The 12,932-nt window shown below is 70.1% G+C and carries 10 protein-coding genes; 7 read left to right on the top strand and 3 right to left on the bottom strand.

What is annotated here, in order from left to right; translation table 11 throughout:
* Positions 1–42 precede the first annotated feature (42 nt).
* Both JIAGA_RS0114270 and JIAGA_RS0114265 read right to left on the bottom strand, forming a co-directional pair.
* The gene (locus tag JIAGA_RS0114270; protein ID WP_035812539.1) at positions 43–999 is read right to left on the bottom strand and encodes a type IV toxin-antitoxin system AbiEi family antitoxin domain-containing protein; all 957 of its coding nucleotides are present in this window, start codon (positions 997–999) and stop codon (positions 43–45) included.
* Positions 1,000–1,205: 206 nt separating this feature from the next.
* Entirely contained in the window at positions 1,206–2,045 is an 840-nt protein-coding gene (locus JIAGA_RS0114265; RefSeq protein ID WP_281172755.1) for a PAC2 family protein, read from the bottom strand.
* A gap of 171 nt (positions 2,046–2,216) precedes the next feature.
* Here JIAGA_RS0114265 and metH point away from each other — a divergent pair, with 171 nt between their 5' ends.
* Entirely contained in the window at positions 2,217–5,717 is a 3,501-nt protein-coding gene (gene metH / locus JIAGA_RS0114260) for a methionine synthase (RefSeq protein WP_051426084.1), read from the top strand.
* A gap of 7 nt (positions 5,718–5,724) precedes the next feature.
* Here the strand turns inward: metH and JIAGA_RS0114255 are convergent, their stop codons facing one another.
* The gene (locus JIAGA_RS0114255) at positions 5,725–6,003 is read right to left on the bottom strand and encodes a hypothetical protein (protein ID WP_026876188.1); all 279 of its coding nucleotides are present in this window, start codon (positions 6,001–6,003) and stop codon (positions 5,725–5,727) included.
* Between the two features lie 196 nt (positions 6,004–6,199).
* On the opposite strand from JIAGA_RS0114255, the gene JIAGA_RS29780 reads away from it, so the two are divergent.
* The 6 genes from JIAGA_RS29780 (at position 6,200) to JIAGA_RS0114225 (ending at position 12,899) form a co-directional block, all read left to right on the top strand.
* The gene (locus tag JIAGA_RS29780; RefSeq protein ID WP_035812538.1) at positions 6,200–6,886 is read left to right on the top strand and encodes an HAD family hydrolase; all 687 of its coding nucleotides are present in this window, start codon (positions 6,200–6,202) and stop codon (positions 6,884–6,886) included.
* Positions 6,887–7,054: 168 nt separating this feature from the next.
* Positions 7,055–8,713: an ABC transporter substrate-binding protein gene (locus JIAGA_RS0114245; protein WP_026876187.1), complete on the top strand. Its 1,659-nt coding sequence runs from the start codon at positions 7,055–7,057 to the stop codon at positions 8,711–8,713.
* 51 nt (positions 8,714–8,764) lie between these two features.
* Positions 8,765–9,769, top strand: a complete 1,005-nt coding sequence (locus JIAGA_RS0114240; protein ID WP_026876186.1) for an ABC transporter permease — start codon at positions 8,765–8,767, stop codon at positions 9,767–9,769.
* Between the two features lie 99 nt (positions 9,770–9,868).
* Positions 9,869–10,783 carry an ABC transporter permease gene (locus JIAGA_RS0114235; protein ID WP_026876185.1) on the top strand — a complete coding sequence of 305 codons (915 nt, stop codon included), beginning with the start codon at positions 9,869–9,871 and terminating at the stop codon, positions 10,781–10,783.
* A 5-nt stretch (positions 10,784–10,788) separates the two neighbouring features.
* Positions 10,789–11,793 (top strand): oligopeptide/dipeptide ABC transporter ATP-binding protein, encoded by a 1,005-nt coding sequence (locus JIAGA_RS0114230; RefSeq protein ID WP_026876184.1) that lies wholly within the window; start codon positions 10,789–10,791, stop codon positions 11,791–11,793.
* Positions 11,790–12,899, top strand: a complete 1,110-nt coding sequence (locus JIAGA_RS0114225) for an ABC transporter ATP-binding protein (RefSeq protein WP_026876183.1) — start codon at positions 11,790–11,792, stop codon at positions 12,897–12,899. Before JIAGA_RS0114230 ends, JIAGA_RS0114225 begins: the two co-directional genes overlap by 4 nt.
* The last annotated feature ends 33 nt before the right edge of the window (positions 12,900–12,932 follow it).

The following is a 12,932-nucleotide window of genomic DNA, read 5'->3' as shown; positions in this document are numbered from 1 at the left end:
TGGTGAGGCGAACACACGCCTAGGGGGAGGTGCCCAGCGCCCTCACGCGGCGCGTCGCCCCAGGCGCCCGAAGGCGCGACGCAGACGGGCCCGGACGACGTCGTCGCGATACAGATCAGCCCAGACGACCCGGGCGAAGCGGTACCCCTGATCGCGGATGCGGTCCTCGCGCACCTTCTCCCGCCACACGGCGTCGGCGGCGTCCTCGCCAGGCCCCGGCAGCCTGCCGTACTTCACGCGTCCGTCGAACTCCACCACCGTGCGCTGCTCCTCGAACAGGAAGTCCACCCGATCCTGGGGTTGCCCGGGAACGGCCACGGGGACCTGGAGCCGCGGCCGCGGCAGGCCCACCCGCTCGAACTGGACCCGGGCCCGCGACTCGCCGACCGACTCGGACAACCCGTCCGCGAACTCCACCACCCGGCCCGCCGCCCGTGCGCCGGCCCAGTCACGCATCCCGTCGAGGGTACGGAGCAGGAGGCCGCGATCATGGTCCAGCTGGGCCAGGGCACTGTCGGCGACGACGATCGCGGCTTCGAACCCGACCGTGCGAGCGATGTCGAGCGCGGTGCGGTGCGGGGCGGTGACGACGACATCGTGGACGACGGTGACGAGGTCACTGTCGGTGAGGGGGCCGGCATGGTGGACGACGCCGGCCTCGCGCCGGGGCGAATGCAGGTCGGCACGGGTGACGTGGACGAGCGACAGATCAGCATTCCACACCCGGAGCCCGCACATCACGGCCGCCGAGACGTGACTCGGCACCGCCGGCTGGTCGAGCTGCATCATGACGGCCCGCACGAGCGTCTTGTGGCGCTCGAACGCGTCGAGCGTCTCCCAGACCCGGGTCTCGGCGTAGGCGCCGCGCCTGATCGGGACGAGCTCGCCGCGCTGACGGAGGCGGTAGAGCTCGTTGTCGGAGTAGCCGGCTCGGAGGAGCTGCCGTCGCAGTACGACGTTGCCCTGGCTGGCGGCGAGGCCGCGGAGGTGTTCGTCCATGGGCACCGAACGTCCCTGGAAACCGTCGCGGACGGAACCCCGATACGGCGATCTGTGGACTGCCGGGCGGATCCGTGAGCCCTGTGGACAGCGCCGCCCGAGGCCACCCTCAGGCGAACTCCCGCTCCACCGGGCAAGCATTCATGGTGGAGCGGGAGTACCCATGGTGCACGTGATCATTTCCAGGCCGGGACGAGTGGTTAGGGTCAGTTGTCCCGGCGGCGCAGGTAGCGCTCGAACTCGCGGGCGATGTGCTCGCCGGAGGCTTCGGGGAGGTCGACGGTGTCGCGGGCCTCTTCGAGCCGGCGGACGTACTCGGCGACGTCGGAGTCCTCCTCGGCGAGTTCGTCGACGCCGTGCTGCCACGCTTCGGTCTGCTCGACCAGATCACCCAGGGGCACCGGGAGCCGCAGGACGTCCTCGACGCGCTGCATGAGCACGAGTGTCGCCTTGGGGCAGGGGGACTGGGCGACGTAGTGGGGAACGGCGGCCCAGAGGGAGATGGAGTCGAGCCCGGCTTTGGTGGCGGCGTCCTGGAAGACGCCGACGATGCCGGTGGGTCCCTCGTACTTGGAGGTCTCCAGCCCGAGCCGCTCGGCCTGCTCGGGGTCGCTGGCCGAGGCGGTGACCGGGACCGGACGGGTGTGCGGGACGTCGGCGAGCAGCGCGCCGAGCGTGATGACCTGCTCGACGCCGAGGTCGGCCGCGGTGGCGAGCAGCTCGGCGCAGAACCCGCGCCAGCGCATGTTGGGCTCGATGCCGCGCAGCAGGATGATGTCGCGGTCGGCGTCCTCGAGCGTGACCACGGACAGGCGCGTGGTGGGCCACTGGAGGCTGCGGGTCCCGGTTTCGTCGACGCTGACCTGCGGCCGGTTGACCTGGAAGTCGTAGTACTGGTCGGGGTCGAGTGCCGCCACCGGGGTGGCTTCCCATTCGCGTTCGAGGTGCTCGATACCGGCGGTGGCGGCCTCGCCGGCGTCGTTCCAGCCCTCGAACGCCGCGATCAGGACAGGATCGCGCAGCTGCGGCGTACCGTCGAGCTCCATCACGCTTCGTCTCCCTGCTGAGCGATCGTCAGTTCAGACTCCCTCGTCCTTGGGCCAACACTACGGCTCTCGGCGCTGCTTGGCTCGCCCACTCGTCTCGAATCGAGAGACGAATCGTCCGTATCGCGGACGTTTCCTTGTGAGCTGTGATGATGGCCGTACTCTGGCGTGATGCGGGGGAGCTTGCGCGAGGCCCTGAAGCGGCGCGTCGTGGTGGCCGACGGTGCCATGGGCACCATGCTCCAGGCCGCGGACCTCACCCTGGACGACTTCGAGGGGCTCGAGGGCTGCAACGAGATCCTCAACGTGACACGCCCGGACGTGGTCCGCTCCGTCCACGACGCCTACTTCGCGGTTGGCGTCGACTGCGTGGAGACGAACACGTTCGGGGCGAACCACGCCAATCTTGCTGAGTACGACATCGCCGACCGCATCCACGAACTCGCCGAAGCCGGCGCCCGGCTGGCCCGCGAGGTCGCCGACGGGTGGTCCACCGCCGACCGGCCGCGCTGGGTGCTGGGCAGCGTGGGGCCCGGCACGAAGCTGCCGTCGCTGGGCCACGTCGACTTCACGACCCTGCGCGATGCCTACCGCGCCCAGGTGGACGGGCTGCTGGCCGGCGGCGCCGACGCCGTGCTCGTCGAGACCGCACAGGACCTGCTCCAGGCCAAGGCCGCCGTCATCGGCGCCCGCCGAGCCATGAAGGCCGCGGGCGTCGACGTCCCGCTGATCGTCAACGTGACGGTGGAGACCACCGGCACCATGCTGCTGGGTTCCGAGATCGGCGCCGCGCTGACCGCGCTCGAACCGCTCGGCCTCGACCACATCGGGCTCAACTGCGCCACCGGCCCGGCCGAGATGAGCGAGCACCTGCGGCACCTGGCGCGCTACGCGACTACCGGCCTGGCCTGCATGCCGAACGCCGGACTGCCGGAGCTGACCTCCGACGGCGCGCACTACCCGCTGACGCCGCGGCAGCTGGCGGACGCGCACGACCTGTTCACCGCCGAGTACGGGTTGTCGCTGGTCGGCGGGTGCTGTGGCACCACGCCGGAGCACCTGCGGCAGGTGGTGGAGCGGGTCGGCGGCCGCGAGGTCGCGCCGCGCAGCCCGCAGGTCGAGGCCGGCGCGGCCAGCCTGTACCAGCACGTCCCGTTCCGGCAGGACACCTCGTACCTGGCCATCGGCGAGCGCACCAACGCCAACGGCTCGAAGGCGTTCCGCGAAGCCATGCTCGAAGGCCGCCTCGACGACTGTGTCGAGATCGCCCGCTCACAGACCCGCGACGGCTCACACCTGCTGGACCTGTGTGTCGACTACGTGGGCCGCGACGGCGCGGCCGACATGCGTGAGCTGGCCGCCCGGCTGGCGACCGCGAGCACCCTTCCGCTCGTGCTCGACTCCACGGAGCCGGCGGTCATCGAGGCCGGCCTGCAATGCCTGGGTGGGCGCAGCGTCGTCAACTCCGTGAACTACGAGGACGGCGACGGCCCGAACTCCCGCATCCGCAAGATCATGCCGGTCGTCAAGGAGCACGGTGCCGCCGTCATCGCGCTCACCATCGACGAGGAAGGCCAGGCGCGCACCGCCGAGTGGAAGGTCCGGGTGGCCGAGCGGCTCATCGGCCAGCTGACCGGTGAGTGGGGGATGCGGGTCGAGGACATCATCGTCGACTGCCTGACGTTCCCCATCGCCACCGGACAGGAGGAGACGCGCCGCGACGGCATCGAGACCATCGAGGCGATCCGCGAGATCAAGCGCCGCCACCCCGGCGTCCAGACGACGCTGGGCGTCTCGAACGTCTCGTTCGGCCTGAATCCGGCCGCCCGGACGGTGCTGAACTCGGTGTTCCTGCACGAGTGCGTGGCCGCCGGCCTGGACTCCGCGATCGTGCACTCCGCCCGGATCCTGCCGATCTCGAGGATCCCGCAGGAGCATTACGAGGTGGCCCTCGACCTGGTCTACGACCGGCGCCGCCCGGCCGACGGCGACGAGCCCGGTTACGACCCGCTGACCCGGTTCCTCGAGCTGTTCGAGGGCGTGACGGCGACGACGGAGGACCGCGCGGCCGCCCTGGCGGGGCTGCCGCTGTTCGAGCGGCTGGAGCGGCGCATCGTCGACGGCGAGCGCAAGGGTCTGGAGGCGGACCTAGATCAAGCTCTGACGCAGAAGCCCGCTCTGGCGATCGTGAACGACACCCTGCTGAGCGGCATGCGCACCGTCGGCGAGCTGTTCGGCTCGGGCCAGATGCAGCTGCCGTTCGTGCTGCAGAGCGCGGAGGTCATGAAGGCCGCCGTCGCCCACCTCGAACCGCACATGGAGAAGCTGGACGACGGCAGCGACGCGTCGAAGGGCACGATCGTGCTCGCCACGGTCAAGGGTGACGTCCACGACATCGGCAAGAATCTCGTCGACATCATCCTGTCGAACAACGGCTACGACGTGGTCAACCTCGGCATCAAGCAACCGATCAACGCGATCCTCGACGCCGCCGAGGAACACCGTGCCGACGTCATCGGCATGTCCGGGCTGCTGGTGAAGAGCACCGTGGTCATGAGGGAGAACCTGGAGGAGATGAACCAGCGCGGGGTGTCGGCGCGCTGGCCGGTCATCCTCGGCGGCGCCGCGCTGACCCGCGCCTTCGTCGAGGACGACCTCGCCGAGATCTACCAGGGCGAGGTCCGGTACGCGCGCGACGCGTTCGAAGGGCTGCGGCTCATGGACGCGGTCGCCAGTGTGCGCACCGACCCGGGCAAGGACCTGGCCGAGGCGCTGCCGGCACTGCGCAAGCGGCGCGTCGCACGCGGCACGGCACGCGAGCGCACAGCCGACGACGACGCCGCCGACGTGCGCTCCGATGTCGCCGCCGACAACCCCGTGCCGGTACCGCCGTTCTGGGGCACCCGCGTGGTGCGGGGCCTGCGCCTGGCCGACTACGCGGCGTACCTGGACGAGCGGGCGACGTTCCTCGGCCAGTGGGGGCTGAAGGGCAGCCGCGGCGGCCCGTCGTACGAGGACCTGGTCGAGACCGAGGGGCGGCCGCGGCTGCGCATGTGGCTGGACCGCCTGCACACCGAGGGCATCCTCGAGGCGGCCGTCGTGTACGGGTACTTCCCGGCCGTGTCCGAGGGCCGGGACCTCGTCATCCTGGATCCGGACGATCAGCGCAAGGAACTGGAGCGCTTCACGTTCCCGCGGCAGCGCCGCGACCGCCGGCTGTGCCTGTCCGACTTCTTCCGGTCCCGTGCGTCCGGCGACGTCGACGTCGTCGCATTCCAGCTGGTGACCATGGGCTCCGGAGTGGCCGAGGCGACGGGGAAGCTGTTCGAGAGCAACTCCTACCGCGACTACCTGGAGCTGCACGGACTGTCGGTGCAGCTCACCGAGGCACTGGCGGAGTACTGGCACGCGCGCGTCCGCGACGAGCTCGGGTTCGGCGCCGAGGACGACCCCGCGCTCGGCGGCATCCTCAAGCAGGAATACCGCGGGTCGCGGTACTCCTTCGGCTACCCGGCCTGCCCCGAGCTGGCCGACCGGGTCAAGCTGGTGCGGCTGCTGCGCCCGGAGCGGATCGGCGTGAACCTGTCCGAGGAGCTGCAGCTGCACCCCGAGCAGTCCACGGACGCGCTGGTCGTGCATCACCCCGAGGCGAAGTACTTCAACGCGACGTAGCGGGCGCCTACTCCTGCTCGGCGAGGGCGAACTGGACGGCTCCGTCGGGGTCGACCGCGGCGTCTAGCGCCTTGTCGTCGAGCATCTGCGCGGCCTGGGAGTCGAGGAACAGCCGGGCACCGCCCTGGTCGACGACCTGGTCGCCGTCCTCGGGACCGGGGGACAGGTTGAGATTGAGCCCGCCGTCGACGGCGGCGGCGATGCGCATGCCGGTGCCTTCCGGCATGTCCTGCTGCCCGGCGATGTTGCGGATGACGGCGGCGGCGTTCTCGGTGAGGGTGAGCATGGTGACCTCCGACGGAGCGCACCGTCAGGTCGGCGCTCCGCATCGGTTGTATGGATGTCGGCATCGCGCCGTGGATGCCGTGGTCATGGGCCGACTGGCGACCGTTCGCGTCATCCACGCTTCCCGCTGACGACGGATCCGTCAAGTCCTTCCGCGGGATGGACCGCCCACGGCTCCGGCGGCCGCGCATGGGACGATGCCGTATGTGACGTCGCATCTACCCGCTGCCGTCCTGTGGGACATGGACGGCACCATCATCGACACCGAACCACTGTGGATGGGCGCCGAGGAGGCGCTCGTGAACCGGCACGGCGGCACCTGGACCGAGGCCGACAGCCTGGCGCTCGTCGGCAGCGACCTCTTGGAGGCCGCTGCCTACATCCGTGACAAGGGCGACATCCCGATGACGCCACCGCAGATCGTGGACCACATGATCGGCGAGGTGTTGCGTGGTCTCGCCGACGGGGTGACGTGGCAGCCCGGCGCCGCGGAGCTGCTGGCCGAGCTACGTACGCTGGGCGTGCCGTCGGCACTGGTGACCATGTCGTACCGGGTGCTCGCGGACGCGGTGGTGGCGTTGCTGCCGTCCGGCACGTTCCAGGTGGTCGTCGTCGGTGACGAGGTCACCAACGGCAAGCCGCACCCGGAGCCGTACGAGACCGCAGCCAGGCGGCTCGGCGTCGACCCCGCCGACTGCGTGGTGGTCGAGGATTCGCCGCGGGGTGCGGCGTCCGGGCTGGCGGCCGGCGCCCGGGTGGTGTCCATACCGAACGCGGTTGCCGCGGAGCCGGAGCCGGGCATGATCGTCATCGACACGCTCGCCGGAGTCCGGGCAGCGGATCTGCTGGCGATGTTCGATGACTCGCGGTTGGATCGCGTGTGATGTGACAGGTGCAATTTCGCATGTTTCACTCTAAAAGACTGTTGCGAAATCGCGATGTCATCATGACTCAGCGGTGACTGTCGTCCGCGTGTAAGGAAGTACTGTCACAGCCCAGCCGGTCGGATGACCGCCCGGCAGTCGAGCTGTGTGAGGTGTGACATGCGTGGCATGAGCCTGAACCGCAGGCTGGCCGCGGGAGCCCTGGCCGGTGCACTGGCTGTAGGGCTCACGGCGTGTGGCGGCGATGACGACGGCGGCGGCTCCGCTTCCGACGGTGGCGGCACCCTCGTCTTCGCCGGATCGGCCGATCCGGTGATCCTGGACGGTGCCCTGGTCAGCGACGGCGAGTCCACCCGGGTGATCAACCAGATCTTCGAGGGTCTGGTGCGCAGCGAGGAGGGCGGCACCGAGATCGAACCCGCGCTGGCGGAGTCATGGGAGGCCAGCCCGGACGGCCTGCAATGGACGTTCACCCTGCGGCAGGACGTGACCTTCCACGACGGCGAGCCGTTCGACGCCGAGGCGGTCTGCTTCAACTTCGAGCGCTGGTACAACTTCGCCGGCGTGCTGCAGAGCCCGGCGGTCTCCTATTACTGGGGCACCGTGATGGGCGGGTTCGCCGCCAACGAGGACCCCAACCTGGGCGAGAGCCTCTACACCGGGTGCGAGGCCACCGACGAGCACACGGCCGTCATCAGCCTGTCGCGGCCCTCGTCGGCGTTCCTGTCCGCGCTGGCCATGCCGGCGTTCACCATCGCCAGCCCGGCGGCGCTGCAGGAGTTCCAGGCCGACGCCGTCAGCGGCACCGGCGAGTCGCCGTCGTTCGAAGGGACCTTCGGCTACGAGCACCCCATCGGCACCGGCCCGTTCCAGTTCGAGTCCTGGCAGCGCGGGAGTGAGGTGCGCCTGTCCCGGTACGAGGACTACTGGGACGAGCCGGCGAACGTCGACGAGCTCATCTTCACCGTCATCCCGGACGGTCCGGCGCGCCGGCAGGCGCTGGAGAGCGGCGAGATCGACGGCTACGACCTGGTCGACCCGGCCGACGTCGACCTGCTGGAGTCCAGCGGGTTCCAGATCCTGCGGCGGCCGGCGTTCAACGTGGCCTACATCGGGTTCCAGCAGAACTACCCGCCGTTCGACAACCTCCAGATCCGGCAGGCCATCGCGCACGCGATCGACTTCGACAACCTGATCCGCAGCAACTATCCCGAAGGCGCGGTCAAGGCGACGCAGTTCATGCCGCCGGAGCTGTTCGGCTGGGCCGATGACGTCACGACCTACGACTACGACCCGGACCTCGCCCGGCAGCTGATCGCCCAGTCCGGCGTCACCGACCTGACGCTGCCGTTCTGGTACCCGACCGACGTCTCGCGGCCGTACATGCCGAACGCCCAGGCCAACTGGGAGCTCATGGCGGCGGACCTGGAGGCCGTCGGCTTCACCATCGAGCCGCACACCGCGCCGTGGAACCCGGACTACCTCGACGCCACCCAGACCGGCGGGACGCCCATGTTCCTGCTCGGATGGAACGGCGACTTCGGTGACCCGGACAACTTCGTCGGCACCTTCTTCCAGACGGTCAACCCGCAGTTCGGCAGCTTCAACAACCCGGAGATCTTCGCCAAGCTCGACGAGGCCGAGCAGGAGACCGACCCGGATCGCCGCACCGAGCTCTACCAGGAAGCCAACCGCTTGATCATGGACTTCCTGCCGGGCATCCCGTACGTGCACAGCGAACCGGCCATCGCCTTCCGCGAAGGCGTCGACGGGTTCGTGCCCGACCCGTTGTCGAACGAGAGCTTCGCCACGGTGACAGTCGACTGAGGATCTCGAGTCATGCCACTGACACCAACGCTCACCTGGATTGACGCGTAGATGCTCAAGTTCGTCGTACGGCGGCTGCTGCTGCTCGTCCCGATCCTCTTCGGGCTGTCGGTGCTGCTGTTCGTGTGGTTGCGCGCGCTCCCGGGAGGGCCCGCCCAGGCCCTCCTGGGGGAGCGCGCCACCGCCGAGTCCGTCGCCCGCATCGAGCGGCTGTACGGCCTTGACCAACCCTGGTACGTCCAGTACTGGAAGTTCATCTCCCAGGCCGTGCAGTTGGACTTCGGCAACAGCGCCCGGACCAATCGGCCGGTCACCGAGGAGATGGTGCGGACGTTCCCGGCGACCCTGGAGCTGTCGCTCGCCGCGCTGATCTTCGCGATCGGCATCGGCATCCCGCTGGGGTACTTCGCGGCGCGGCGCTACGGCACCTGGCTGGACAACCTCTCGGTGTCCGGCTCGCTGCTGGGGGTCGCGGTGCCGGTGTTCTTCCTCGCCTACATCCTCAAGTACGTGTTCTCGGTGCGGCTGGGCTGGTTCCCGACCCAGGGGCGGCAGGACCCGCGCCTGGACACGGAGCATCCCACCGGGTTGTACGTGCTGGACGGGATACTCACGGGCGATCTCGAGGCCAGTTGGGACGCGATAGTGCACCTGGTGCTGCCGGCCATCGCGCTGGGATCGATCCCGCTGGCCATCATCGTGCGTATCACCCGGGCCAGCGTGCTGGACGTGGCCCACGAGGACTACGTGCGCACGGCCGAGGCCAAGGGCCTGATGGAGCGCACCATCACCCGCCGGCACGTGCTGCGCAACGCCCTGCTGCCGGTGGTGACCGTCATCGGCCTGCAGGCCGGCTTGCTGTTCTCCGGCGCCATCTTGACCGAGACGGTGTTCGCGTTCGACGGTGTCGGGCGGTTCATCTACGACGCCATCAGCACGCGCGACTACGCGGTGCTGCAGGGCTTCATCCTGGTGATCGCCGCCATGTACGTCATGGTGAACCTCCTCGTCGACATCTCCTACGGGCTGATCGACCCGAGAGTGAGGGTGAGGTGACCCCATGAGGCCGGAGCAGCCGAGCCGACGAGTGAGCGGAGTGGTTGGCCGAGGAACGAGGTCCGCCCGCGGAGCCGAACGAGGAGGCGAGCGCGACCAATGAGCTTGTCCGAGATCGAGTCGGCGACCGAGTCCGAACAGGTCGAGCAGAGCGCCGGCAACCTGCGGCGCGAGGCGTGGCGGCGGCTGCGGCGTGACCCGGTGGCCATCGTCGGGTTCTGCCTGATCGCCTTCTTCGTGCTGGTGGCGATCCTGGCGCCGTTGTTGGCGCCCTACGCGCCGGACGCCCGGCCCGGCTCCGGGCAGATCACCCCGACCAACATCCCGGGCCCGTCCGCGGAGCACTGGTTCGGGCTGGACGCGTCCGGTCGCGACGAGCTGAGCCGGGTCATCTACGGTGCCCGGCAATCGCTGCTGGTGGGCGTGGTCGCGATGCTGCTGGGCATGATCGGCGGGTTGAGCCTGGGCGTGCTGGCCGGGGCGTTCGGCCGGTGGGTCGACTCCCTGGTCATGCGGATCGTCGACGTCATGCTGTCCATCCCGGGGCTGCTGATGGCGATCGCCATCGCCGCGCTGCTGGGTGCCAGCCTCACCTCGGTCATGATCGCCATCGCGATCGTGAACGTGCCGGTGTTCGCCCGGCTGTTGCGCGGGCAGATGTTGTCCCAGCGCCAGAGCGACTACGTGCTGGCCGCGGAGTCGCTCGGGGTGCGGCGGCGGTCCATCGTGTTCGGGCACATCCTGCCGAACTCGATCTCGCCGGTGATCGTCCAGGCGACGCTGACACTGGCGACGGCCATCATCGAGGCGGCCGCGCTGTCGTTCCTGGGCCTGGGCAGCGCCGATCCGCGGGTCCCGGAGTGGGGCCGGATGCTCGCCGACACCCAGCGGTACCTGGCCTCCGCGCCGCACCTGGCTCTGTTCCCCGGCATCGCCATCGTCATCGCCGCGCTCGGGTTCACCATGCTCGGCGAGCGGCTGCGCGAGGCCATCGACCCCAAGTACCGGCGGTGAGCGTGATCATCTCCGAAGCCCGCGGCCCGCTCCTGGACGTCCGTGACCTGTCCGTCGCGTTCACCCGCAAGGGCAGCCCGGACGTGCGCGCCGTCGACGGTGTCACGTTCACCGTCAGCCCCGGCGAGACCGTCGGCCTGGTGGGGGAGTCCGGCAGCGGCAAGAGCGTCACCTCGCTTGCGGTCATGGGCCTGCTGCCGCGCCGCAGTGTCCGGGTCGGCGGGCAGGTGCTGTTCGACACCGAGGACCTGCTGACCCTGCCGCGTGACCGGATGCGCGACATCCGGGGCCGCGACATCGCGATGGTGTTCCAGGACCCGATGTCGTCGCTCAACCCGGTGGTGCCGATCGGGATCCAGGTCACCGAGGTGCTGGAACGGCATCAGGACCTCAAGGGTGACGCGGCCCGGAAGGCCGCCGAAGGGCTGCTGGAACGCGTCGGCATCCCGGACCCGAACCGCCGGCTCAAGGAGTACCCGCACCAGCTGTCCGGTGGCATGCGCCAGCGCGCTCTCATCGCGATGGCGCTGGCCTGCCAGCCGCGGCTGCTCATCGCCGACGAACCGACGACGGCGCTCGACGTCACCATCCAGGCGCAGATCATCGAGCTGCTCAAGGAGCTGGTGCAGGACACCGGTGCGGCGCTGGTGATGATCACGCACGACCTCGGCGTCGTGGCCGGCCTGTGCGACACCGTCCACGTCATGTACTCCGGCCGGGTGGTGGAATCGGCCGGCCGGCGGGACCTGTTCGGCGCGCCCCGGCACCCGTACACCGGCGGCCTGCTGGCGTCGGTGCCGCGGCTGGACGCGCCCCGCGGCGCGCCGCTGCACCCGATCCCCGGCTCGCCGACGGACGTGCTGGCCTGGCCGGACGGGTGCGCGTTCGCGCCGCGCTGCCCGAACCGTATCGACGCGTGCACGGACGGCCCGCCGCCGCTGGAGTCGATCGGCGGCCGGTCGCTGCGCTGCCTGAACCCGTTGACCGAGCCCGAGGAGGTGCCGGCATGACCAGCGACGCCGGGAGCGCGGCCGAACCGGAGCCGGCCGACGTGCTGTTGTCGCTGCGCGGGCTCGAGGTGCATTTCCCGATCAGATCCGGCGTCCTGTTCGAACGGCAGGTGGGCGCGGTGAAGGCGGTCGACGGTGTCGACCTCGACATCCCTCGCGGCGCCACCGTCGGGCTGGTGGGGGAGTCCGGCTGCGGGAAGTCCACGCTCGGCCGGGCGATCCTGCGGCTGGTGCAGCCCACGGCCGGCACGGTGACCTTCGACGGTACCGACCTCGCCGCACTGGAGGGCGAGGAGCTGCGCCGGATGCGCCGGCAGATGCAGATGGTCTTCCAGGACCCGATGGCCAGCCTCGACCCGCGACAGAACGTGCAGTCGGTGCTCACCGAACCGCTACGGGCTCACGACATCGGCGGCGATCACCAGGCCCGGGTGCGCGAGCTGCTCGGCCTGGTGGGGCTGCCGGCGTCGGCCGCGTCGCGGTATCCGCACGAGTTCTCCGGCGGGCAGCGCCAGCGCATCGGCATCGCCCGGGCCATCGCGTTGGAACCGCAGCTGATCGTCGCCGACGAGCCGGTCTCGGCGCTGGACGTGTCCATCCAGGCGCAGGTGGTGAACCTGCTGGAGGAGCTGCAGGACCGGCTCGGCCTGACCTACCTGGTCATCGCCCACGACCTCGCGGTGGTCCGGCACATCGCCGACATCGTCGCCGTCATGTACCTGGGCACTCTGGTCGAGCAGGCGCCGTCGGACGACCTGTACGCCCGGCCGCTGCACCCGTACACCAAGGCGCTGATGTCCGCGGTGCCGATCCCGGACCCCGCCGTCGAGGACGCCCGGGAGCGGATCCTGCTCAGCGGCGACCTGCCGTCGCCCGCGGACCCGCCGGCCGGGTGCCGGTTCCACACCCGCTGCCCGTTCCGCCAGCCCACCCGGTGCGACGACGAGCGGCCGGCCCTGCGGCACGTGGCCGGGCATCCGCAGGCGCATCGAGTGGCGTGTCACTGGGCCGAGGAGATCGAGGCCGGGCGGATCCAGCCGTCGGCCTCCGCCGTCGTCGACCCGACCCGCCCCTCCCATGATCATCAAGGGTTGTCCCGGTCATAGCCGTACCAACTCCTGATGATCATGGGAGGGGTC

The organism is Jiangella gansuensis DSM 44835, from assembly GCF_000515395.1.
Classification (GTDB): Bacteria; Actinomycetota; Actinomycetes; order Jiangellales; family Jiangellaceae; genus Jiangella; species Jiangella gansuensis.
This window is presented reverse-complemented; position numbering and strand designations above follow the sequence as displayed.